The 22,584-nt window shown below is 68.7% G+C and carries 20 protein-coding genes and 7 pseudogenes; 11 read left to right on the plus strand and 16 right to left on the minus strand.

Annotation, left to right across the window (positions count from 1 at the left end; all coding sequences use genetic code 11):
* Window positions 1-193 precede the first annotated feature (193 nt).
* The gene (locus NEH16_RS31180; protein ID WP_265546471.1) at window positions 194-577 is read right to left on the minus strand and encodes an SRPBCC family protein; all 384 of its coding nucleotides are present in this window, start codon (window positions 575-577) and stop codon (window positions 194-196) included.
* Window positions 578-699: 122 nt separating this feature from the next.
* On the opposite strand from NEH16_RS31180, the gene NEH16_RS31185 reads away from it, so the two are divergent.
* On the plus strand, window positions 700-1,014 hold the full coding sequence (locus NEH16_RS31185; protein ID WP_073969339.1) for a glycosyltransferase: 315 nt from the start codon (window positions 700-702) through the stop codon (window positions 1,012-1,014).
* Window positions 1,015-1,104: 90 nt separating this feature from the next.
* On the opposite strand, the pseudogene ppk2 reads toward NEH16_RS31185, so the two are convergent.
* The 3 genes and pseudogenes from ppk2 to NEH16_RS31200 form a co-directional block, all read right to left on the minus strand.
* A pseudogene (gene ppk2 / locus NEH16_RS31190) lies at window positions 1,105-2,060 on the minus strand (polyphosphate kinase 2).
* Between the two features lie 95 nt (window positions 2,061-2,155).
* A complete protein-coding gene (locus NEH16_RS31195) occupies window positions 2,156-2,665 on the minus strand; it encodes a TspO/MBR family protein (protein WP_265546473.1) in 510 nt (169 codons plus the stop codon).
* Between the two features lie 145 nt (window positions 2,666-2,810).
* The gene (locus NEH16_RS31200) at window positions 2,811-3,812 is read right to left on the minus strand and encodes an Lrp/AsnC family transcriptional regulator (RefSeq protein WP_265546475.1); all 1,002 of its coding nucleotides are present in this window, start codon (window positions 3,810-3,812) and stop codon (window positions 2,811-2,813) included.
* Window positions 3,813-3,934: 122 nt separating this feature from the next.
* Here NEH16_RS31200 and NEH16_RS31205 point away from each other — a divergent pair, with 122 nt between their 5' ends.
* Window positions 3,935-5,350, plus strand: a complete 1,416-nt coding sequence (locus NEH16_RS31205) for an MFS transporter (protein ID WP_265546476.1) — start codon at window positions 3,935-3,937, stop codon at window positions 5,348-5,350.
* Window positions 5,347-6,555, plus strand: a complete 1,209-nt coding sequence (locus NEH16_RS31210; protein ID WP_265546477.1) for an amidohydrolase — start codon at window positions 5,347-5,349, stop codon at window positions 6,553-6,555. Before NEH16_RS31205 ends, NEH16_RS31210 begins: the two co-directional genes overlap by 4 nt.
* Window positions 6,556-6,579: 24 nt before the next feature.
* Here NEH16_RS31210 and NEH16_RS31215 read toward each other — a convergent pair whose 3' ends face one another.
* Window positions 6,580-6,846 (minus strand): UbiD family decarboxylase domain-containing protein, encoded by a 267-nt coding sequence (locus NEH16_RS31215; protein ID WP_265546478.1) that lies wholly within the window; start codon window positions 6,844-6,846, stop codon window positions 6,580-6,582.
* On the opposite strand from NEH16_RS31215, the pseudogene NEH16_RS31220 reads away from it, so the two are divergent.
* Window positions 6,839-6,964, plus strand: a pseudogene (locus NEH16_RS31220) (NAD(P)-dependent alcohol dehydrogenase); the annotation flags it as partial. The gene NEH16_RS31215 and the pseudogene NEH16_RS31220 sit on opposite strands and share 8 nt — an antisense overlap.
* Before the next feature lie 754 nt (window positions 6,965-7,718).
* Here NEH16_RS31220 and NEH16_RS31225 read toward each other — a convergent pair.
* The 3 genes from NEH16_RS31225 to NEH16_RS31235 form a co-directional block, all read right to left on the minus strand.
* On the minus strand, window positions 7,719-9,053 hold the full coding sequence (locus tag NEH16_RS31225; RefSeq protein WP_265546479.1) for an MFS transporter: 1,335 nt from the start codon (window positions 9,051-9,053) through the stop codon (window positions 7,719-7,721).
* Window positions 9,054-9,191: 138 nt separating this feature from the next.
* On the minus strand, window positions 9,192-9,872 hold the full coding sequence (locus NEH16_RS31230; protein ID WP_265546482.1) for a DUF5958 family protein: 681 nt from the start codon (window positions 9,870-9,872) through the stop codon (window positions 9,192-9,194).
* 2 nt (window positions 9,873-9,874) lie between these two features.
* Window positions 9,875-10,501 (minus strand): DUF6000 family protein, encoded by a 627-nt coding sequence (locus tag NEH16_RS31235; protein WP_265546483.1) that lies wholly within the window; start codon window positions 10,499-10,501, stop codon window positions 9,875-9,877.
* A gap of 110 nt (window positions 10,502-10,611) precedes the next feature.
* On the opposite strand from NEH16_RS31235, the gene NEH16_RS31240 reads away from it, so the two are divergent.
* Window positions 10,612-10,938, plus strand: coding sequence for a hypothetical protein (locus NEH16_RS31240; protein ID WP_265546484.1), 327 nt, complete (start codon window positions 10,612-10,614; stop codon window positions 10,936-10,938).
* 199 nt (window positions 10,939-11,137) lie between these two features.
* Window positions 11,138-11,635, plus strand: a complete 498-nt coding sequence (locus NEH16_RS31245) for a hypothetical protein (protein WP_265546486.1) — start codon at window positions 11,138-11,140, stop codon at window positions 11,633-11,635.
* Here the strand turns inward: NEH16_RS31245 and NEH16_RS33990 are convergent.
* Window positions 11,556-11,852, minus strand: a pseudogene (locus NEH16_RS33990) (transposase family protein); the annotation flags it as partial. The gene NEH16_RS31245 and the pseudogene NEH16_RS33990 overlap by 80 nt on opposite strands.
* 39 nt (window positions 11,853-11,891) lie before the next feature.
* Window positions 11,892-12,356 (minus strand): hypothetical protein, encoded by a 465-nt coding sequence (locus NEH16_RS31250; RefSeq protein WP_265546488.1) that lies wholly within the window; start codon window positions 12,354-12,356, stop codon window positions 11,892-11,894.
* Between the two features lie 329 nt (window positions 12,357-12,685).
* Between NEH16_RS31250 and NEH16_RS33995 the strand changes: the two are divergent.
* Window positions 12,686-12,922: pseudogene (locus tag NEH16_RS33995) on the plus strand (IS5/IS1182 family transposase); the annotation flags it as partial.
* Between the two features lie 37 nt (window positions 12,923-12,959).
* Here the strand turns inward: NEH16_RS33995 and NEH16_RS31260 are convergent.
* Window positions 12,960-13,574: a hypothetical protein gene (locus tag NEH16_RS31260; protein WP_265546489.1), complete on the minus strand. Its 615-nt coding sequence runs from the start codon at window positions 13,572-13,574 to the stop codon at window positions 12,960-12,962.
* Between the two features lie 566 nt (window positions 13,575-14,140).
* On the opposite strand from NEH16_RS31260, the gene NEH16_RS34000 reads away from it, so the two are divergent.
* Together NEH16_RS34000 and NEH16_RS31270 are read left to right on the plus strand one after the other, a co-directional pair.
* On the plus strand, window positions 14,141-14,371 hold the full coding sequence (locus tag NEH16_RS34000; RefSeq protein ID WP_374215584.1) for a hypothetical protein: 231 nt from the start codon (window positions 14,141-14,143) through the stop codon (window positions 14,369-14,371).
* Window positions 14,372-14,472: 101 nt separating this feature from the next.
* A pseudogene (locus NEH16_RS31270) lies at window positions 14,473-14,675 on the plus strand (transposase); the annotation flags it as partial.
* 7 nt (window positions 14,676-14,682) lie between these two features.
* Here the strand turns inward: NEH16_RS31270 and NEH16_RS31275 are convergent.
* Window positions 14,683-15,132 (minus strand): nuclear transport factor 2 family protein, encoded by a 450-nt coding sequence (locus tag NEH16_RS31275; protein ID WP_265538380.1) that lies wholly within the window; start codon window positions 15,130-15,132, stop codon window positions 14,683-14,685.
* Window positions 15,133-15,377: 245 nt separating this feature from the next.
* On the opposite strand from NEH16_RS31275, the gene NEH16_RS31280 reads away from it, so the two are divergent.
* Window positions 15,378-16,550: a hypothetical protein gene (locus NEH16_RS31280; protein ID WP_265538379.1), complete on the plus strand. Its 1,173-nt coding sequence runs from the start codon at window positions 15,378-15,380 to the stop codon at window positions 16,548-16,550.
* Between the two features lie 195 nt (window positions 16,551-16,745).
* Here NEH16_RS31280 and soxR read toward each other — a convergent pair whose 3' ends face one another.
* From soxR to NEH16_RS31295, 4 genes and pseudogenes are all read right to left on the minus strand, one after another.
* Window positions 16,746-17,936: a redox-sensitive transcriptional activator SoxR gene (gene soxR / locus NEH16_RS31285; RefSeq protein WP_265538378.1), complete on the minus strand. Its 1,191-nt coding sequence runs from the start codon at window positions 17,934-17,936 to the stop codon at window positions 16,746-16,748.
* Between the two features lie 29 nt (window positions 17,937-17,965).
* Window positions 17,966-19,447, minus strand: a complete 1,482-nt coding sequence (locus tag NEH16_RS31290) for an MFS transporter (protein WP_265538377.1) — start codon at window positions 19,445-19,447, stop codon at window positions 17,966-17,968.
* Window positions 19,448-19,623: 176 nt separating this feature from the next.
* Window positions 19,624-19,728, minus strand: a pseudogene (locus NEH16_RS34005) (IS5/IS1182 family transposase); the annotation flags it as partial.
* Between the two features lie 2 nt (window positions 19,729-19,730).
* Window positions 19,731-20,062, minus strand: a pseudogene (locus tag NEH16_RS31295) (catalase-related domain-containing protein); the annotation flags it as partial.
* 960 nt (window positions 20,063-21,022) lie between these two features.
* Between NEH16_RS31295 and NEH16_RS31300 the strand changes: the two are divergent.
* A complete protein-coding gene (locus tag NEH16_RS31300) occupies window positions 21,023-21,949 on the plus strand; it encodes an FG-GAP repeat domain-containing protein (RefSeq protein ID WP_265546491.1) in 927 nt (308 codons plus the stop codon).
* Window positions 21,950-22,584 lie beyond the last annotated feature (635 nt).

The raw sequence follows: 22,584 nt of genomic DNA on the forward strand, positions 1-22,584 counted from the left end.
GCCACAAGTCTCTCCTTGCTCGCGTACGCGGAGCCACTGGCATACGAGGTATGAGGGCTCGCATCGGAGACCTCCATGACGGGGAGAAGGTTGCACGGCAAACGAAAGATGAACTCGCCTACTGGGCAGGGCAGTCGACGCAAGCGGCTGATCCGAGGGCGAGGGCGGAGGCGGTGCTCACGTCCGTAACGGCTCAGCCGTCGACCAGGCGGCGCAACGCGCGGCGAGCCAGCGGTGCGTACGCGATCACGACCGGCGCGGGCCCGTCGATGCACACCTCGGCTTCCGTACCGCTCGGCGTGCCGGCCCGAACGCTGTGCCACAGACGCATCCCCACCGGACCCAACCGCACGCGCCACTGCCAGGTACGGGCCCGATGGTCGACGGCCTCGACGACGAAGTCGATGCCGGGGCCCATCACGGGCATCGCCCGACCGCGCATCCCCGCCCGCAACTCCGCTTCCGCCTCTACGGCCCGGATCTGTGGAGCCCATGTGCTCCACGCGGCCGTTCGCACGTACCGCAGCCAGACCGATTCCACACTTGCCGCGCCCACAGCGCGCACCGTTTTTCGCACCCTCCCACCATGCGCACAGATGGACAAAGGGCGCTGGTGGCAGGGCCATGCGTGTCGCGCTCCCGCAGGGTGCTGCCATCATGTACGCGACACGTCCCTACCGTTCTGGAGCCGCAACCGTCATGCTCACTAGGCGTCTCGTCACCAGCGTCCTGATCACCGCGTCCGCCTTCGGCGGCTCACTCGTCGTCAGCCCGGTCGCGGCTGCGTCGGCCTCAGCAGGATGCCAGTACAAGGTCGTGTGGCCGACCGCTGGCGTCTATGAGGACCCGAACCCGAACAGTGCCGTCGTCAAGACGAAGTACGCCGGCGACATCGTCGGCGCGTCCACATGTGAGGGCGCCTCCTACAACGAGTACGGCTATGTGCTGGTCACCACCGACGCGGCCGCGGATGGGCGGGGGTGGATGCGCGAGGGCGCGGTTGTCGCCCTCTGAGCGGTGGGACAAGCACCCCGCCCCGGCGACCGAACGCGCCGATGACGAGTCGTTCAAGCGGGTGAAACCACAGGCAACCGCGGGGCTCAGTCAGGCAGGGGGGTGATTTCCCGGGCCGTCGTGCGTCTTGGTGAGCGGGGTGGGGGAGAGGTCGGCAGGTTCCTCGCCCCGCTCCAAGAGAGTTTCGGCTCCCCCGACGATCAGTGGGTCGGGTTCACCGATGGCCTCCAGGTCCTTGTTGTCGTAAGGGATGCGCCACAGCAGACTGCGCATTGCCTCCAGGCGCCCACGCCGTTTGTCGTTGTTTTTGACAACGGTCCAAGGAGCGTATTCGGTGTCGGTCGCGCGGAACATGGCAACCTTGGCTTTCGTGTAGGCGTCCCACAGGTCCAGTGAGGCGACATCGGTCGGTGACAGCTTCCACCGCCGCAGGGGGTCCACCTGCCGGATCGCGAAGCGGGTGCGTTGCTCTGCCTGCGAGACCGAGAACCAGAACTTGATCAGGATGATCCCCTCGTCCACGAGCATTTCCTCGAAGACGGGGCACTGGCGAAGAAACCGGTTGTACTCCTCATCGGTGCAGAATCCCATCACCTTTTCCACGCCGGCACGGTTGTACCAGGAACGGTCGAAGAACACGATCTCTCCGCGTGCGGGCAGGTGCGGCACGTACCGCTGGAAGTACCACTGCCCCGCCTCGCGCTCGGACGGTTTGTCCAGGGCCACGATCCGTGCGCCACGGGGGTTGAGCCGTTCGCTGAAGCGCTGAATCGTTCCCCCTTGCCAGCCGCGTCGCGTCCCTCGAAAAGGGCGACGATTCTGGCCCCGGACTCCTGAGCCCACCGTTGAAGCTTCAGCAGTTCGATCTGCAGAACACGCTTGGTGCGCTCATACTCCTTGCGCCGCAGTCTGTAGTCGTAGGGGTGGTTGTCGCGCCACGTCTGGATGACCTCGCCGGAATCGTCCAACAGCATGGGGCGCTCGGGTCGGCTTTCGTCCACGCTCAGACCGCGCAGCAGCCGCGCTCGCTCTTCTGCCTCGTTCATACCGCTCGCCGTACCCCCGGGTGCTTTACTTACGCTTTGCTATCAGTGAGTCGTAACTTCTTTCTCCGAGGGATCATCCCAGCTCCGCCTCCTGATCAGCGGTTGCGGCGGGCAATCGAAACGTTCAGAGCGGTGGCGAACAGGCACCAGCCGGCATAGGGGAGCAGACCCTTGGCAGCGGTGGTGTCGATACGCCGCGTGCGGCGGATCAGCTCGGCATTGCTCATGTCGAGCACCAAGGTTCCCAGGACTCCGCCCCACGGGCTGCGGCGAGCGAAGAACGCCCAGTTCCACGCCGCGTTCAGAGCCAGGTTCACCCCTAGGCTTCCGGCCAGGACGCGACGTTCGCCCGCCCGGGCCCGCCCGAGAGCCCGCCCGCCACTCCACGCGATCGACGCGTACAAGGGTGTCCACACGGCCCCGAAGGTCCAAGGCGGAGGCTGCCACGGCGGCTTGTCCAGCCCGCGGTACCAGGCGCTGTCCGCGTCGACCGCCTTCGCACCGGCCACCGCGCACGCGGTGACCGCCGCCGCGGTGAGGGCGTAAGGCGCCCACGACCTGCGCATCGGGGAACCGCCGTCCAGGAGTGCGTGGATGTGCCTCATGGTGGCACGCCTTCCCCGTCGGCCGATCCGCCACGCGCGGCCGGGCGAGCTGGGCGGGCTGTCCCGCCGGGTGGGCGGCGTATCCGCAGGACGAGCGGGCGCGCGGGCGGGCCGTCGGCCCGTCCCCCGGGACCAGAGGTGCCGTTCACCACGGCCGGATCGGACAGACCCCCACCCGCCGTCCTCGGCCGTCCAGCACATGACCCATCCGCTTCACGGTGCGGACGCCGAGCACGCGCTCGGTGACCTCCAGGCTCGGGAGCCGGCCACAGGCCGCCGTCTCGCGCTGCTGCACCTGGCCGATGTCGTGCAACCAGTACGTGGCGAGCACGTTCGCGGACCCGGTCACTGCGGCCAGCAATCGGCACTCGGGCAGCGAGGCGAGGGTGCGGTGCAGGCGGTTGACGTCCTGCACCGCGGCCCGGCCGCGGAAAGTGACCGAGACCGGCAGCCCCGACACCGCGGGGGCCATGTCGCAGCGAAACGCCACGATGCCACCGGCCACCAGCCGGTTCAGGCGTCGCCGGACGGTGGCGGCGCTGCCGCCGGTGAGCTCGGCCAGCTCGCTGAGCCGTGTCCGCCCGTCCCTCACCAACGCGTCGAGCATGACGTGGTCCGTGGCGGTCAGATCGGCCGCACCAGCCGCCCCGTCCACGGCTCCGCCCCGGCCCAGTACGGAGAGCTGGGCGGCGTCGAGAGAACCCAGCCGCCAGCGCGAGCCCTCCGTGTAGAGCGAGGTGGCGAAAGCGCACTCCAGCTCGAGGACGTCGGGCAGGAGGGCCAGTTCCTCGTCCACGAACCGGTGGAGGCCCGCCAGATCGGGCGCCAGCACGTCCAGCATGAGGTCGGCCTTCCCCGGAGCGGTGAGTTCGACCGTCACCGCCTCGGGCATCCCCGCCAGCCGCTCCGCGAGGCGCCGGCGGGCCCCCGGGGCGCAGCGGACGAAGACGAAGGCGGAGCAGCCGCTGCGCGAGAAGGCGGGGCCGGGCACGGCCGACACCCAGGCCAGGCCCTCTCCGGTGAGCCGTTCCCAGCGGCGGGCCACGGTCACCGCCGTGGTACCGAGCAGCGGTGCCAGATCCGTCCAGGCCGCCCGCGGCCGAACCTGCAAAGAGTGCACGAGAGCAAGGTCCAGCTCGCTCACCATGACCGAATCCAACAAGAAAACCTCACCAACCGACGGTTCTCATCAATTTTCCGCTCTGCCCGCTCCCTGGTCGCACCCTAGCCACCACGTCGTATTCCAGCCAAGAGAAAGAGGGTGAGACCGTGAGGAATGCCATCAGCCGGGGACGGGGACTGATCGCGACGATGTGTGTGATCGTGGTCTGCAGTGGCGTCGTCCAGGGCTATCTGACCCCGCTGCTGCCCGTCGTGGGCGCGCACGTCGGCATCGGCGGCGTGGGCCAGAACAACCTCTACCTGCTGTCGCAGATCGCCTTCGCCGTCCTCACCCCGCTGCTGTCGCGGTGGGGCGACATGTGGGGCCACAACCGGCTGCTGCTGATCGCCGTCGCCATGGTCGCCGCCGGGTCACTGCTGATCGCCGTCCGGCCGACCACCACCACCCTCGCCCTGGGCATGGTGCTCCAGAGCTCCGTGGTCGGCTTCTTCCCGCTGCTCGCGGGCATTCTGCGCTCCCGCTCACCCGAGCACGGCCGGATCGGCATGTCGGTGCTGGTCGGCGCGCTGCTGCTGTCCATCGGCGTCGGCGGCTACGTGGCCGGAACCCTCAGCGACGAGCACGCACTCGCCGGGCTGTGGACCGCGGTCCCCTTCTGCGCCCTCGCGATCGTCGCCACCGCGGCCCTGCCGACGAGCACCGCCGTCCGTGCCGGCCGCTTCAACTCCGTCGCCGCGCTCCTGCTCACGCTCGGTCTCGGCGTCCTGATGCTCGTCCTCACCGAAGGCGCCTCCTGGGGCTGGGCATCGGCGTACTCCCTGCTGGCGATCCTCGCGGCGCTGCTCCTCCTTGCCGCCTGGATCCGCGTCGAACAGCGCTCCGCGCACCCACTGGTCGACCTCCGCCTGCTGCGCAACCCCCGCCTCGCCGCGGTCAGCGCCCACACCTTCTGCATCGCCTTCGGAGCGATCGGCTTCCTCGGCGCCAACTCCGTCTACCTCGGCACCGCACCGGACGGCCACGGGTTCGGGCTCGGCCTCGGCGCCCAAAAGATCTCCCTGATCTCCCTCGCCATGGTCGCCGTCGGCTTCGTCGGCTCCACCCTGACGCCCCGGCTGGCCCGGGCCATCGGCGACCGCACCGTCCTCGGGGTGGGCGGCTTCGTGGGCGCGGTCGGTTTCCTGAGCCTGGTCCTCTTCCACTCTTCCGTGCCGCAGTACCTGGTCGGCGCGCTGACCGTGGGCCTGGCCACCGGCATGTTCGAGGCCGCCACCCGCTCCCTGTCGGTCGAGGTGGTCGACGAGACCGAGACCGCGCTGTCCGTCGGCGTCAACGAGATGGCGCTCTCCCTCGGCGCGGCGATCGGCGCGGCCGTGATCGGCGCCCTGTGGGCCTGCCACACCACGACCGGAGGCGCCGTCACCGGCGCCGGTTACCAGTGGGCCTGGGGTGCCTGCTCGGTGGTCGCGCTCGCCGGAGCCGCCGTCGCCCTGCTCTTCCGCACTCCGCCGTGGCCCCTCGTCCCCGAGGCGGACGCCGTTACCGCCGGGAGGACCGCGTGAACAGCGACACCACAACGGTGCGCGACCGCGCCCTGGCCGAGGTCGCCGACGCCGTGCGGACCCACGAGCAGAGCCTCGTCGCGCTGAGCCACAGCCTGCACGCCGAACCCGAGACCGCCATGCAGGAACACCGCTCGGCAGCCAAGACCGCGTCCATCGTCGAGGACGCCGGGTTCGAGGTCACCCGCGGAGTCGCCGGCCTGCCGACCGCCTTCGTCGCCACCCACGGGAACGGCGACCTGGTGGTGGCCCTGTGCGCCGAGTACGACGCGCTGCCCGACATCGGACATGCCTGCGGGCACAACGTCAACGGCGCCGCCTCGGTCGGCGCGGCCCTCGGCCTCGCCGCGGTCGCCGACCTCCTCGGGATCACCGTGAAGCTCGTCGGCACGCCCGCCGAGGAGGACATCGGCGGCAAGGCGCTGCTGCTGGAGGGCGGTGTCTTCGACGACGTGGCCGCCGCCCTCATGGCGCACGCCGCACCGGAGGATTCCGTGGGCGCCTCCTCGCTGGCCATCGGCGCCTGGGACGTCGTCTACCGGGGCAGACCCGCTCACGCCGCGCTCGCCCCCTGGGAAGGCGTCAACGCCCTGGACGCGATCACCCTCGCCCACACCGCTGTGGGCCTGCTGCGTCAGCAACTGCCTCCAGGCACCCTGGTCCACGACGTCGTCTTCGAGGCCGGCCGCGCGGTCAACGTCATCCCCGATACGGCCCGCGCCCGCTACGAGCTGCGCGCCCGCACCACCGAGGACCTCGACCACGCCCGCCGCAAGGTGCGGGCCTGTCTGGAGGCGGCCGCGCTCGCCACCGGCGCGGAACTCGAACTCACGGCGCACGGAGCGGACTTCGCCGACCTGCGCCAGGACGAGTTCCTCACCGCGGCCTACACCCGTGCGGCCCGCTCCCTCGGCCGCGACCCAGTGGACCGCCGGGGCGAGGTCATGGCCTCCACCGACATGGGAAACGTCTCTCATGTGCTCCCCGCCCTCCACCCCACCATCGGCTACGACACCGGGGGCGCCCATCACCACGCCGCCCCCTTCGCCCGTGCCGGCAACTCCCCGGGTGCCGACCGCGCCGTACTCGACGCCGCAACCGCCCTCGCCCACGTCGGCGTGGAGCTGGCGACGGACACGGAGCAGAGGCGGCGCTGTCTTGCGCTTCTCGCCGACCGGCGACGAACGGAGGCAGCCTCCCCGTGACATGACGCGCCGGGCAACTCCCTCTCACTGGCACTCACACCTGACGACGGAGCGGGCCCTCGGCCTTTCCGGCCGGGGGCCCGGCAGTCCGACCAGGATGCGGGCGCCGTCGTAGCCCTTGACCTTCTCGAACAGCATCGCCGGGCCCACCCTGGTCGGCCGCTGGACGGTGCCGCCGGCGCCGACGCGTTTGTAGACGTCGGCCAGTTCGCCGTACGGGTCGACGGGGTGGTCGGTGACCAGGCCGAGCTGGTCCAGGACGCGGGCCACGAGGTGGTCGGTCGCGGACATCGAACTCCTGCCCTCCGCACGCGCCAACGAGGCCCTGGACCGCCTCCGCCACAACGACGTCCGCTACCGCTTCGTCCTCGACATGTCCGACCTGGACACCCTGCCCCGACCTAGCTAACCGCCCAGGTCCGAACACTTGGACTCGCAGGGAGAAGCACCACCACCAGCACAACGCGATGAAGGCCGCGGTCGCGGGCACCACCGACCGCAACGAGCGGGTCACCCAGCACCGCCGGTCCGGCTGGGCACTCAACCAGGATGGGCATGTCCAGGGAGTCCCGCGTACGGGGCGCGGTGAGAGCCGCTGCGATGTCGAAGGCCGACGCCGACCCCGGTGTTTCCGGGGCGCCGTCGACGCGCGGGGCGAAGCCGGCCCCGGGGGAAGCCATGCCGTCCGGGGCCCGGCTTTGGTTCAGGCTGCTCAATACCGGTGCGCTCGTGCGGAATCGGTCAGGGCAGGAAGTTCTGCTGCCACTGAAGGGAGCCCACGCTCTGCGCGGCGTCGGCGGGCGCTGCACGCCGGTGCGTACGGCCGGGCGGGCGTCGGCGACCTGGCCGGCGGTCACCTCGCCCTTCGAGGCGACCCTGACACCAATCCCTGAACGCGGAACGGTCTGGGTGCAACTGCTCGCGACTGGACAGCTTCGGAGTCGGTATACACGGCGCCGTGGACCGTGCGGTGCGGCGCCGGTCATGGAATCGGACGGTTCCGGCTTGCATCCGTCATCCAGGGACACGGGTGCCCGAAGTGCAGGACCACGCCGCCACGGAGCTGAACCACCTCCCGCCGCCGGGCGCGACGAAAGCAGCTCACGCACCCGCCGGTCGGGCCGCGATCCAGGGCCTGTCCGGCGGATCCAGCCGGACAGGCCCTAACCCATCGGCACCGGCTCCGGGTGCGTCGGTCGGGATCGTTCGGTTTCGGAAGCGCCGGAGGTCGCCGTGGCTGCGATGCCGAGGAGGACGGCGGCCACCACGCCGGCGATGAACCAGCCGGACGGGCCGTCCTTGCCGAGGCGGGTGGCCAGGAGTGGGGTGGTGCCGCCCAGGACGGCGCTGGTCAGTGCGTAGGGGAGGCCGATGCCCAGGGCGCGTACGCGGGGCGGGAAGATCTCGGCGAGCAGGGCGGGCAGGACCGTGGTGACGCAGACCAGGTAGACCACGCCGCTGCCGTAGGCGAGTAGCAGACTGGTGAACCGGCCGGTCATGGCGAGGTAGGCCCACGAGCCCCCGGTGGCGAAGAGCAGGCTCGCCACGACCAGCAGCCGCCGTGGCCCGACCCGGTCGGCGAGCAGGCCGATCGGCACCTGGAGCAGGATCATCACAGCGGTGGCGCAGACCACGGCCCAGAACATCGTCCCCTCCGGAGCCAGCCGCTGCCCCATCGCCGGTATCACCGAGGTCCAGGTGCTGCCGACGGTCGCCATCCCGGCCACCAGTAGGACGGAGCGCAGGACCTGTTGCCGGTGGGTGCGCAGGACCTCGCGCAGCGGGCTGCGGTCCTGACGGGAGCTCACCTCGCGCCGGAAGACCTCGCTCTCGGTGATCCGGCTCCGCAGCGCCAGCAGGACCAGACCGAGCACGCCGCCGATCAGGAACGGCACCCGCCAGCCCCAGGTCTCCATCGCCCCGGGACCCACCAGGCCGGTCAGCATGCCGCCGAGCATCGCGGCGGTGAACGCGCCCGCGGCGGTGGTGAGCGAGAACAGGCTGCCGTAGAGACCCCTGCGGCGAGGCGGGGCCAGTTCCATCAGGTACGCCGCCGCGGCGGGCCACTCACCGCCGGAGGAGATGCCCTGGGCGAGCCGGGCGCAAAGCAGCAGTACCGGGGCGAGGATCCCGACCTGCTGGTACGTCGGGGCGCTCCCGACCAGGACCGAACCGGCCGTCATCAGGAGAATCGCCAGCAGCAGCGCCGGCTTGCGACCCCGGCGGTCCGCCAGTCGGCCCAGCAGCACGCCGCCGAGCGGCCTGGCCAGCACACCCACCCCGAGCACCGCGAAGGCACCCAGCAGCGAGGTGGTCGGATCGGCGGAGGGAAAGAACCGCTCCGCGAAGAGCGGGGCGAACAGACCGTACGCCAGCCAGTCGAAGGACTCCACGAAGTTCCCGACCACGGTCGCGGTGACGGCGCGACGACGTGACCGCACGGCGTCGGCCGAAGAGGCGGGCAGCGTGCGGAGCGGGCTGGTCTCGGTGTGTGGCATGGGTGAGCTACTCCCGACGCGGACGATGTGAGGGCTCATGGTTCCGGGCCTCGCGTCCGCTGCCTACTTCTCGATTGCTCTCTCCCCGCCGCCGCGCCCCCTGGGCCCCGGTCCACCGACCGGGGCCCAGGGGCGTCGTCAGGGCTGGCTGCCGTACCCGTGCGCCACGATCCGCTCGACGCCTTTGGTGTAGTAGCGGCGGTCGGCCGGCAGCTCGGTGTCCAGGCAGCTGACGTAGCGGTTGTACATGCTCAACCGTACCCTCCGCGCAGGCGGCGGCCACGGCCTTCTCCGGGACCGGGCGGGCGAACGCTGGACGTCGGCGGCAGCCCGCAGCAGGGCTCGCAGCTGCTCGGTGACCGGCGCGGTCTGCTCGTCGTTCAGGACGTCCGTCACCACCTCCTTGCCGGCGTCGAACTGCGCGGCGGCGAACGCGCCGTGCGAGTCGGAGGAGAACCGCGTCCGGTTGAGTTGGGAGACGTAGGCGGCTATCAGCTCGTGCTCTCCCCGGGGCAGCGGGCAGGGGCGGGCAGCAGGACGTTGACGAGCTGGTGCAGCGGCGCGGCGCTGTCGGGGCAGCCGGCCGGCAGACTGGCTGATGCCGGGGAGGTCGTTACCGATGCTGAGGTGCGGCACTGCACGTCGGATGCTCTCCGGTCCGTCTTCGGTGACGGCGCGCGCCTGCACACAGTGGTGGCGCAGGAACAGGAGTATCTCGGCCTGCTCCTCCGGGCTGTGGGTATCGAACCACTCGATGCCCTGTGACATCGGGCGCAGTCCTTGGGCGAGTTCGTTGAGGATGAGGTCCCGCTCGGTCATGATCAGCTCTCGCAGGCCAGCGAGGCGAAGACCTCAGCGGTCTCGTCGACGAAAGCGCACAGTTGCTGCACGGCCTGCCGACAGTCATACGGGTCGAGAGCCGCCACGGCCCGGACTTCGAGCCATCGGTCCCAGGGACCGGCCGGGGCAAGGAACCGTGTCGTGTACTCGGAGCCGAGACTCTCATCGAGGTACAGGAGCGTCCCGAGGACGATTGCCTGGTCGTAGTCGAGGTCGGGACGCGACAAGTAGTGATCAAGGTATGCGCTGAGCAGTTCGGCATCCGCTGCAGTACCGAACTTCGCAAGGGCGACGCAGTATGCCGCGCCCGCATACGGCCCCTCGCTGGCCAGCAGGAGCCGGCCTATGAGCTCGCGGAACTCGGACCTGTGGGCCACAGCAACCAGCCAGGCGGCAGTCTTGCGCTCGCGCCATCCACCCTCGAAGAGGACGCCGAGCTCCGCCGGAGTGATTTCGTACGCAGCCTGAGCCAGATCCCGCACAAATGCGGAGCGCTCGACCGGGCTCAACCGGAAAACGCTCCCGCCCAACCGAAGGTATCGCCGATCAGGCATGACGAACCGCCGAACCAGATCCTGCAACTCGGGATCGCTCTGGACATCACGCATAGCCGCATCCTGGCCCGGGACGGTACTCATGTGCCACAGGTTTGCCGACTGCCTCAACGGACCGTAGTTACTGGTTCAAAGAAGCCTGCATTTGCTGCCCCGTTCTCCAGTTGGATCCCCGCCAGCGGCCCCGCCGCATCGAGATCATCCAGAACCTCCGCGAGCGCATCACCGAAGCCCGCGGGAACGGCTGGCTCGGCGAGGCCGAAGGACTCCAGGTCAGTTTCGACTTCGTGATGGCCAAGCTCAACAGCCTCAAGCGGACCCCGACTGATGGCCGGCCGCAGCTGGGCCGCCCCGCCGGCAGGACATCGGCGGCATACGGACCGCGGCCGCCCTCGTCGACTCTTGCTTCGACGAGGTCTTCGCCGTTGACCCAGAGCCGCACCTGCGCAGCGAACCGGGGGCCCGGCGGCAGCACCCTTATCTCCAAATGATCGAACATCAGACCACCCTACGGGGCGTGCTGATGTCGGCACGCGGGCCCAGTCGACGACTACCTCCACAGTGGCTCGCGCAGGGTGCCTGCCGTTCTCAGGCCCTGGCCCAACTTATGTGGAGTGGTTACGCTCTGTTACGCCTCCGGGCTGATGGCCTTCGTGACTCGTTGACGGACCTGTTTGGGATCATGCCCGCATGGACTTCGACCTCGCCCCACCGAACGGCGTGGGCCCGTTGCGGATCGGTATGGATCGGCAATCGGCCAACGCGGCGCTGGACTCGCTCCGCGATCCCTCCGTGGTCTCGGAGTCCGACCGGCCGGGTCAGCACGTCTTTCGTCCCAGTGGACTGATGATCAGCATCCACTGCTCGCGAGACATGCTCGAAGCCATTGAGCTCGAGAGGCCGTCGGCTCCGACAGACCGAGTCATCTTCCGGGACCTGGATGTGTTCGCGATCCCGGCCCGCAAGCTGGTGCAAGGCATGGGCGAGTACACCTCGATCGAGGAAGGCCCAGACGACCCGGCGTCCTTCGTCGCCTCCGATCTGCTCCTGAGCTTCTGGCGACCGTTCGCAGCCGACGACCAGCCAGAGGAAGAGCAGGGCTACTACTTCAGCTCGGTCCTGCTGGCAGAGCCTGGCTACTACGACACGCCTGCTCAGGCTGCAGAGCGACTCCAACAGAGTTCGTAACTGCCCCGTCAGGCTGCCAGCAGAACTCGTTTCCGCAGCAATGCGAAGCCAGCTCGAACCTGACCTGCTCGACGAACGTACGCCGCTCGCATGAGGCGTCATCACACATGAACCGTCGGACCCGCAGCCGCAGCACCACCCGCCGTCCAGCCACGGGAAGATCAGCGGGAAACCGCAGGTAGGAGTCGTGCACTCGCCCCGACCAGCTCCCGCAGCCCCGGCAGCGAGCCTTGACCGTCCGGAACCTGACACTGACTCAGATCACGTTGCCGTCCTCCTGCACCGACACCACCCTAATCTCCGAAGTCGACAGGAAGATCAGCTCTTCCAGCTGGAGCAGTACCTCGCGCACAGCCAGAACCATCGCCACGAACCTCACCGTCGCCAGCCATTTCCAGACGATCTCGGAAAACGCACCGGAAAGAAACGAATCGGCCGGCAGACCCGGCTCGCTCAGGACCGCAGCCGTCTTCCAGGCGTAGGCATGGGAGCCGTCGGAGACGAGCAGCTTGAAGCCGCCTGTGTCAGCGGCGGAGGTGACAGCGCGGTCCTGCGACGACTTCCATCCCTCGCCGAACTTCGTGTCGGGACTGTGCACCCCGCCGCCGGGGGTGCTCGGGGCGGGCTTGGCCGCAGCCGTCGGCGTGGTCGCGGCGGCGGGCAGCGAGGGCAGGAATCCCCCGCCAAGGCGGTACACGCCACGATGGTCGCGGCCCGCCATCGGGAAGGTCTTCTGTATATCAATCGAGTCTCCACGGACGTGTGCGGGAGAAGGCGTGCTCCGGACGCGGGCATGCCAGAGTCACCGCCGGGCCGCACACGGCGGTCCGGCGGTGAAGTCGTCGGCGAAGACAGGTGCGGCAGCAGCGCAGAAAGGCGCCGGCCCGCGCGTTTCTGAAAGCGCTGGGCCAGCACCTGCCGCAGGAGACGGCAGCATCTTCCGACGGGCGCTGCCGTGTGCCGCCGTTCGCGGCCTGGCTCAGGCGGTTGTTTCCTTCCACGCGCTGGTGCACATGCCGCCCATGAGTCCGCCCGTGGCCGTCCCGGACCACTCGCCCAGACACGCCTCAGGCCGATGTGCGTGCCTTCAGCCAGATCGAGGTTGACGCAGTGATCCCAGTTCCAGCTGATCAACATGGACCGGCTTCGTCGTGGGAGCCGTGGCGGCAGGCCACTGGTATTCGACCAGAGGCATATAAACAGCGGAACACGGTGGAACGCTGCATCAACCGCTTGAAACAGTGGCGGGGGCTCGCGACCGGCTACGAGAAGACCGCGACGGTCTACGTCCACCAAGCCCGCTTGCCGGGTCCGCACGCCGTGTTCAGGAGCCGACGGGCGGTGCCGATACTCCTGTCGGTGCTGCGAGTTCCTTTTCGATGCGGGGGAGTCGCTCGATGTTGCGCCGCTGGGTGAGGAGTGCGGGTATCAGCAGCGCGGAGGCCAGCAACAGCACGATCCCGAGGGCGAGTTCCTCGAGCACCAAGGACACGACGCCGCCGGCGGCGAAGGCGGCCATCATGGCGGGCAGCACCCAGCGCCTGCCCTTCGTCAGTGCACGCTGCTGTTTCCGCACGAGCGCGGCCATGGCCTTTCGGGCCTGCGGATCGCGGGGAATGTGACCCTGGCGCAGCCACCGACCGACGATCGGCACCTGCCACGGGCTCAGTCCGGTCTCTTCGGCAATCTGTCGACGCACACGCCTGCCGTTCCACCACGAGGCGATCACCGCACCGAGGCCGCCACCGATTCCCCCGTTGTTCGGATGCCCGAGTGTGACGCTCAGTGCGACGTTCAGGGCGATGGCCACCCCGGAAGTGATGAGCACGATGAGCCCCACCTGCACCCAAGCCCGGTCGTTCCAGCGGCGCTCGGACTCCCAGTCGACCGGCTCATCCGGCCTTCCGTCCACCGCACTTCGCAGGTCTTCGGTCATCATCCCCCCTGGGCGCACTGCACGATGGACCGGTACTGGCCGGTCCCTATTGCAGACGTCTGCCCGACGGGTGCCTTCACATGTATGAACGCTTTCTTCCGCATGTGAATGTGAATCGTCTCGGCGGCAGTTAGGGCCTCTCGTTCGAATCATGCGAGGCTCGTGGGCTTCGACACCGCGCCTAGCTAGCTGCCCTCCCCACCCGCACTCAGTACCCGGTGAGGCGGCATGAGGTCCGCGAGGGACTCCTTTTGGGGCGAGGGGCTATGGCTGCCGACGATGTCCGCGAACTGGGTCTCCAAGGCCGCCGCGTCGACCCACCGGTCCCGAGCTTCTGTCACTGTCGGACAAGCTGCTCCTCGCGCTCGCTCAGGTCAGCTGCGCTCCGTCCGCGACATCCGCGACGGTAAATGCGACGTCTACCAGGTAGCCGCACGCATCCGCACCTGGCACATCTGACCACCCCGACCAGCGGCATCACAGAACAACGCCATCGCGAAATTCGCGTGGCTCGGACGTGAGCGGCTGGGACTGCTGCAGGTGAAGTAAGGCGCCATTGTGCTGCACGCGTGCATTGGCCCGAGGAGGTCCGCGGCTCCGAGTCCCTCGCGCCGAAGCCGGTGGAGGTGGACGAGTCGCAGATCGAGCAGGCCGTCCAGCTTGTCGAGTCCATGACCACCGACGACATCGCCCAGTTCCGGGACCGCTACCGCGACGCCCTGGAGGAGCTGATCGAGGCGAAGTCCGAGGGTAAGGAGCGGGCCGAGGGCGGCGGGGCGGGAGTCCGGCAAGGTCATTGACCTGATGGCGGCCCTGAACGCCTCCGTCGTAGCAGCGCGGGAAGGCCGCGGCGAGAGCGGCGAGGACGCCACCGTCGCCGCAGGTCGTGCTCGGGCGGCCGCTCCTTCACCGCCCGGTCAGGGAGGCGGAGGGCCGCGACGGCGAGCCGAGCGCGTGCGTGCTGGACGCGCAGAGCATCAAAACGTCCGCGACGTACCCGCGGTCAGCCAGGGCATCGACGCGGGCAAGAAGATCGCGGCCCGCAAACGCCATGTCGGCGTCGACACCCTCGGCCTCCTGCTGGCGTGCGCAGTGGCTCTCGCCATGGACCTCAGTCTGTCGATGTCGGCATGGCGCAGGCATCGGCGATAGCCCGGGTGTCCCAGTAGAACGGACGGACCTCAGTAATCTGCCCGTCCTTGACCGTGATGGCCTGCAGAAGCGGAAAGCTGAGTTCCTGGCCGGTCGCGCGAGCGCGGGCACGGATCTGTGTGAGCACGACCACAGTCTCGCCGGTGGCAAGGAACTCCTGCTCCACCATGTCGAACGACTCCCACACCTCTCCCATCCTGAGGAAGAACCGCGTCATGCCCTTGTGCCCGCGCCAAGTGCCTCCGTAGGGCAGAGCGTCTGCTTGATGCAGCTCGATATCCGGCGCGAAGAAGGGGGCGAGCAGGTCGAACGAAGCTTCGCCAGGACCTCCCGCCGCCAGGTACTCCGCCTCAGCCGCGTACATGCCGGTGAGAACTGCTACTGAATCCGTAGTGGATGACATCGTCATGCCGCAAGCATGCGTACCGCAGCAGGACCTTGCTGGCGGCGATCAGACATCGTTGTGCTGCGAGGTCGGTATTTCCGCGACGCCCTGAACGCTGTCACAGAACCAGGACATGCGAGGTCACAACCCGGTGCCGGGGCGGGCTTTCTCACTGTGTGAGACGGCGGGCTGATCCACCCGCCGCCGGCGTTACGCGGTACTCGGCCGCGTCGCCCACACATCACAGGGGAAATGTCTTGAACACTGTTGTGCGTACTGTGCGTTCGTCCCTGGTCGCTTCGGCGGCCGGGCTGCTGCTGACCGTCACCGGGGCCGCCCTGGCCCCCGCCGCCCTGGCCGACACGGCCCCGCCCGAGCTGGCCGTGGCGACCCAGGCTCCGGCAGAGATCGGGCTGGGCGGTCTGCCGGTCGCTTTCACCACCACCGCCTCCAACACCGGTACGTCCGACGCCTCCTCGGCCCGCCTGATCTACCGCATCGACGGCGGCACCGTCCTGCCGGACAACGCGCTGAGCCTGGAGTACCAGCTGGACGGATCGACGTGGAAGAAGGTGCCGTTGAGCATCATCGACGGCACTGTCTACGGCGGCGAACTGCCCGAACAGCTCGCCCTGGCCGCCGGAAAGTCGCAGACCGTGCAGATGCGCCTCGGCCTTCCCATGGGTACCCCGCACAACGGGGCGAGCAATGGCGGCACCGACCACCTGAAGCTGACGACGATGATCTCCTACGGGGCCTCCGGCGCCGCCAACGCCACGGACTTCGACTTCGTGGGGGTGAACGGGCTGACCACCCGCCTGATCAACGTGCCCGCCACCGCGGGCGGGGCGCCGATCACCTTCAAGGCCACCGTCGACACCCCGACCTCCTCCGCGTACGAAGACGTCACCGACGTCCTGTTCACCAACCGCTCCACCACCGTCCAGGTACGGCGCTCCGGCGCGTGGACGACACTGAAGCCGGTCACCGCCGCCGCCGAACCCGACATCTACGGCTACGACGTCATCGGCAAGGACGCCTCCCTCGCCGCGCACGGCACCGCGACCGTCGACGTCCGCGTCACCTACCGCAAGGACGCCCCGGCCGGGAAGACCGAGCTGTCCCCCTGCGCGATCGTCAACGTGGGCTCGATCCCGTTCAGGGGCACCACCACCTGCGGCCCTAAGACCACCGTCACCGTGCAGAAGGCGGCAACCACCTCCACCAACGTATCCCCGTCCACCTCCGCCTCGACGGGCGCCGGCACCACCTCGACGAGTACTGGCACCACCACTTCGCCGGCCTCCGGCATGACCGCACAGCGCGCCGAGACGGGAAGCAGCGACCTCTCGGCACCAGCGACGCTTGCTGCCGGCCTCGTCGCCGCGGGGGCCGGCCCCGTGGGCTTCACCGCCATGCGCCGCCGACGCAACCACGCCTGATCCCGCACCACTACGGATTGTGTCCCGCCGTACCGTCCCGCTGCCGGTACGGCGAGACGCGGTCCGCTCCGCCAGATCGGTGGATGCAGCGAGGCCCGGCTCCTGTGCAGGGATGACCTCGGCCCCGCCCGGGCGTGCTCGACCCAATCTACGGCGGGCAGTGATCCGAACAGCGTCCTAAGCCCGTGGACCCGTTCAGGGGTTCGTTTGCATGCTCATCGGCCGTTGGCGGTCAGTACCGCCCCTCATGCCTGCTCGCAGGTCTTTGACGAAGTATTCGGGCACTTCCAGCGACGGGAAATGGCCGCCGGCTTCGGGAGTCGTCCATCGGACGATCTGCTGGTACCGCTGCTGTGCCCAGGGCCGTGGGCACTTCTCGATGTCGCTGGGGTAGATGGTGATGGCTGACGGGACGTCGACGCGGAGGTCGGGGTCGAGGGCGTTGACGCCGCCGTGGCTCTCGTAGTAGATGCGGGCTGCCGACGCGCCGGTCCGCGTCAGCCAGTACAGGGTGACGTCGTCAAGGATTCGGTCGATGGAGACCGTTTCGAACGGGCTGTCGCCGGTGTCCGTCCATTCGGCGAACTTGTCGAGGATCCAGGCGAGGAGTCCGACCGGTGAGTCGACGAGCGAGTAGCCGATGGTCTGCGGTCGGGTCGCCTGCTGTTTCGCGTACGTCGAGCGGTGGTGCCAGAAGCCGCGGTGGTCTGTCACGGTTCTCCACGGAGTGAAACGGCACCCGACCTGCCCAGCCGATGTCACTCGACCCGAATCGCGTCCAGCTCGTCCAGGGACCGTCCGACGGACTTCCGAGCCGCTTTTGGCGTTGAGGAGCACCCCGGCACGCGTCCCTGACCGCTGCTTTCCCAGCCGCACGTTACTCCGGTTGCACTTGACGACGACGATCGGCAATTGGTCGCTTTCATCAGTCCGGTGCAATGCGATGTGGAGGCGTACGGGCCCAGGTCCTTGCGGGCTGAGTGCGTCGTCGGGGTTGAGGAGGAGGCACGCCTTCATGGACAGACAGCCGCACCCGATGCATCCGGTCAGTTCGGCCTCGAGAGATTCGATCGCCCGACGTCTCTCTTCCAGTTGTTGCTTCCACGCCAAGGAGAGGCGTTGCCAGTCCTTGCGCGTGGGCGCGTGGTGGCTGGGGAGTGTGCTGAAGACCGCTGCTACGTCGCTGAGCCGAATGCCGAGGCGCTTGGCCACGACGATCAGCGAGATGCGGCGGAGCATATGGCGGGGATAGCGACGTTGGTTGGTGCTGTCCCGGTCGGAGAAGATCAGCCCTTTGCGTTCGTAGAAGTGCAGGGCGGACGCGGATACGCCGGTGCGCCGGGCCACGTCACCGATGGTGAGAAGGTCGTTCGGGTCGACGAGCACATCGGTCTCCTGACGTTCGCGTGCCGGATTCAGACGTCCTGGCGACGCTGGCCATGGTGGCGGATGAGTACCACAACCGTCACGGTCAGGAGCAGGCAGAGCAGCCCGATGCCTAGTTGCGTCATGCACCACGACCAGGTGAGGGCGGTGAGTTCGACGTGTCGGTGGGTGTCGGAGAGTTGCCCGGCGCTCACCGATGCCGCTCGCTGGTCGCTGCCCAGGCGGTTGCCGACGAACCCGACTAGCGCGGCCCCGAACGCGGCGATGACCATGGTCTCAGCAGTTCCGCGCAGCGTATTGAGGAAGCCGGCAGCCAGACCGACGGACTCGGCCGGTACGAGCCGCATCGCCTGTCCGTCGGCGATCCCGAAGGAAATGCCCATACCGGTCCCTATGGCCAGGAGCGGGCCGGTAGCGCCCAGCATCGTGTTGTCCGGGCTGAGTGTGACGAGACAGAGATTTCCGAGGGTGACCATCACGAGTGCGAGCACGATCAGCCGACGTGCTGGGACTCCCTTGTTGACCAGTGCCACCGCGGCCAATGGCGTGACCAGGACGGGGGCAGTAAGCAGCAGCATCGCGGCGCCTGTCACCGCCGGGGTGAGACGCGCGGCCACCTGGAGATAAGTCGGCAGGAAGACCAGAAGGCCGAGAAACCCGACCGAAGTCGTCAAGGTGGCCAGGCTCCATCCGATGAAGCCGCGGTTGGTGAGCAGCGCCGGCTCAAGGACGGGGTGGCTGCTGCGCCGCTGCACAACTCCGAAGACGGCGAGCACTGCGACCCCTGCAATGGCCGTAGCGACAACGGCGCCATCGGTCCAGCCCAGGGACGGTGCCTCCAGCAGGGCGAACATGAGGAGACAGAGAGCGGCGACGAAAAGGAAACTGCCGGCCCAGTCGGCTCGTGCGGTGGCGGCCCGGGACTCGTGCATCCGGGTCGCACCCACTGTGATCAGCATGCCCAGGGCAGCGAATACCACGAAACTCCCACGCCAGCCCGTCGCGGAGACCAGCAGGCCGGACAGGGTGGGGCCGACTGCGATGCCGACTCCCGCCATGGTGCCCATGAGCGCGAAGGCGCGATTGCGTGAGGTTCCTTCGTATGAGGCGGCGAGGACCGCGCCTCCGGCGGCCATGATGCCGGCGCCGCCCGCCCCGGAGACGATGCGCGACACGTCGGTGAAGAGGACCGAGGGACTCACCGCGGTAATCAGGAACCCGCAGGAGAAGACGACCGCCGAGGCGACGAATGTTCGGCGTCGCCCCACCTGGTCCGCAGTCGAACCAGCCACGAGAGTCATCGCCGCGAAGGCCAGGTTGTATCCGGCCACGACCCAGTTCAGGGCCGAGCCGGAGGCATCCAGTTCCCGGCCCATGCTGGGCAGCGCCACCGCAGTCCCGGAGATGGACATGGCGACCAGGACGACACCTGTCAGTACCGCCGGGAGCGTCAAGGGCGATGGACGCTGCGGCGAAGGAGAAGAGGTCATCGCCTCTGTGACGGCATCCATATCGGCTACTCGCTTCCCTCGGTCGAAAGGTCGCGAGCACCCCATCACTTCAACCGCGGTTGAGGGCAAGTGGACGGGCGCCGAGCTTCTCCAACCTTTTCCAACCTCATGTTGAGGCGTGGTGAAGGACGGGTACGGCCCTGTGTCGGCGAAGGCGCGTCACTGCCCATCCGGCGGTGAGGTGGAAGGCCAGGACCGGCAGTGCCGTCGGCCGCGAGGTGGATCTTCGTGGTCAGCCCACCGCGGAATCTGCCGGTGGCATGGTTGTCCGGCTCGCTGGCCGGAGCTCGAAGGCGTACGCGGCGGTGATGTGCTCCCGCTCGATGGGCGTCATGCTCAGCCAGAAGAGCCGGGCCTGGCGGAGGTGGTCGTCGAACGAGGCCGCCGCGTCCCGCACCTTCCGGGCCGCCGGGACCTCGACGGGCACCTCGATGTAGGCACCGGTATCCGCACCTGCGGTGAACGGGCTACCGCCGTCGAGCGAGTTGGGCCGGTACGGGGCCACGCCCCGTTGCACGGTCGTCTGGTGCATCCCGTCGCGCAGCAGCGTGTGGTTGACGGGCGCGTGCGTGCGGTTGATGGCCGCTGGGCGAAGCCGGGCCCACCGAGCCGGGTGGTTCTGAGTGCGCCCTGAAGCGGCGTGCATGGGGGCAGATCGAGCCGTTGTTGCCGGACCGGACGCCCAGGCGGGCTCGCATCGCGTGATGGCTGAAACGTTTCCTTTGATCGGCTGGAACCGACCCCATCCGGGGAGCTTTGGCGTAGGTCTCACGGATGCAGAGCAAACACATGACAAACCCGTGGGGGAGTTTTGATTTCATCAAGGCCTGTCCAGTTGAGAGCCGCGCGCTCGAAGCGTGCGGCACGGATCGCGGCCTGCACAGCGCTCGTTCTCTCCGCCGGCATGCTGATGGCGAGCCCGGCCTCGGCCGACGGCCCGTCCGGAGGCCGGGGCACGGCCGAGTCCTCAGACGCGGCCACCGGAATGAGGCCGCGTCTGGATGTCGACGGCGACGGCATCGGCGACCTCCTGTACCGGGACGTCAAGGGTGAGCTGCGCGCCACCCACAGCCGTTGGAACTCCTCGGGCGGGTACGCGATCCGCAGCCAGGACCGGTCCGAGAGGCCCAAGGAGCTGCTCACACCGGGGGACCTCGACGGGAACGGCGAGGACGAGATCCTGACCCTCTCCGCTTCGGGCACGCTGGCGCTCTACGAGAGCGCGGGCGAGAGAACCGACACCACGGGGGAGGTCCTGTGGTCCGGCAACGGCTGGCAGAAGTACAACAAAGTCTCCGCACCCGGCGACCTGAACGGTGACGGCCGCCGCGGCGACCTGATCGCCCGTACGCCCTCCGGTGACGTCTACGCGTACACGGCCACGGGTACGGTCGACGCGCCGTACGAGCCCGGGGTCAAGATCGGCTACGGCTGGGACGTCTACGACCAGATCGTGGGACTGGACGACGCCAACGGCGACGGGTTCGGCGACGTCGTCGCCCGCACCCCCGAGGCGACCTGTACTTCTACGCGGGCACCGGTGACCTTGCGAAGCCGTTCAAGGCCCGCGAACAAGTGGGTTACGGATACGACGTCTACAACCAGCTCGTCGCCGTCGGTGACACGGACGGCGACGGTCACGCCGACTTCATGGCCCGCAAGGAGAACGGCGACACGTACTCCTACCGGTCGACGGGGGCCGGGACGTTCGCACCACGCGTCTTCGACAAGACAGGGTGGGAGGAGGCGGTCCTGTTCGCCGGCGCGGGCGGCAATCCGGACTACGGCAAGCACGAACTGCTGGCCATCACCAATGCCGGCCTGTTCTGGTGGTACCAGTTCAAGAACAACGGCGAGCTGGCCAAGCGCTCCACCCACTCACCGGACGGCGAGCCCAGCGGCGCGGACATAGGAACGACCCTGTACGCCGGGTCGTTCAGCAACGATGGCGAGCCCGCCCAGGTCCATGTCTACCAGGGCCAGTTGTGGGTCGGCGGCAACTTCATCGGCCGCGGCTGGGACGCCTACGACAACCTGACCGCTCCGGGCGACCTGAGCGGAGACGGCAAGGCCGACCTGCTCGCACGCGACGCCAAGGGCGACCTGTATCTGTACGAGGGCAACGGTCTCGGCACTGCGTTCGCGCCCAAGGCCAAGGTCGGGTACGGGTACGACACGTACACCAAGATCGTCGGCGGCGGAGACCTCAGCGGTGACGGGATCGCCGACGTTGTGGCCGTCGCCAAAAACGGCACCCTCTACCTGTACGAGGGCACGGGCAACGGCTCCGTACCGCTCAAGGCCCGCAAGGTGATCGGCACGGGGTTCGACATCTACAACAAGTTCGCCGCGCCGGGCGACCTCAACGGTGACGGCAAGGCAGACCTGATCGGCGTCAACGGCTACGGTGACCTGTACCGCTACACCTCCACCGGCACGGGCTCGATCAGCCCGCGGGTGCAGATCGGCGACAACTGGAACATCTACAGGGCGATCTCCTGAGTCATCCGCGTACCCGGCCGGGTACGCACGAAGCGTCCCGCCCCGTTCGGGCGGGACGCTTCACGAACCACGGCGGCCCCGGCACAGCCGACCGGCACCTCAGCGCCGGAACAGGACTGCCCGCCCGAAGGCTCCACGCCTGCGAACTCAGTGACCGGCTGAAGCCGCGTCGCGAACTGCCGCGAGCACACTGCTACTTGAGTAATAGATGCTCTGAAGTGGCTGTCATCAACGGAGTCGACGGGGGTAGGAGGACGGCGCGTCGCCACCGCGGGCCAAGGTGCCGCGGACGGCGTTCCCCCCGGCCCGTACGCGACGGGCCGGACACCGCGCACTCATCGGAGGAGAACCAGTGCTCTCACGTCGGCACAGACTCGGCCCCAGCAACGACGCCAAGGTTGAAACCTCTACGGTCACCCGGGTGCGTGCCCGCGCCGCCGCGCGTCTCTGGGGCACCGCCGGCCTCACCCTCGCCTTGCTGACGCCGGTGGCTGCCGCCACTGCCACCCCATCCGGTGCCCACACCGCGACCGCCCACCGAGCCACTGCCGCTCAGCCCCACGCCGCCTCCAGCGTCCTGCCGTTCGACGACTACTCGGACATGGTCGTCGACGGCGTCCACAGCCGCCTCTTCT

It is taken from the genome of Streptomyces drozdowiczii, assembly GCF_026167665.1.
GTDB classification, from domain to species: Bacteria; Actinomycetota; Actinomycetes; order Streptomycetales; family Streptomycetaceae; genus Streptomyces; species Streptomyces drozdowiczii_A.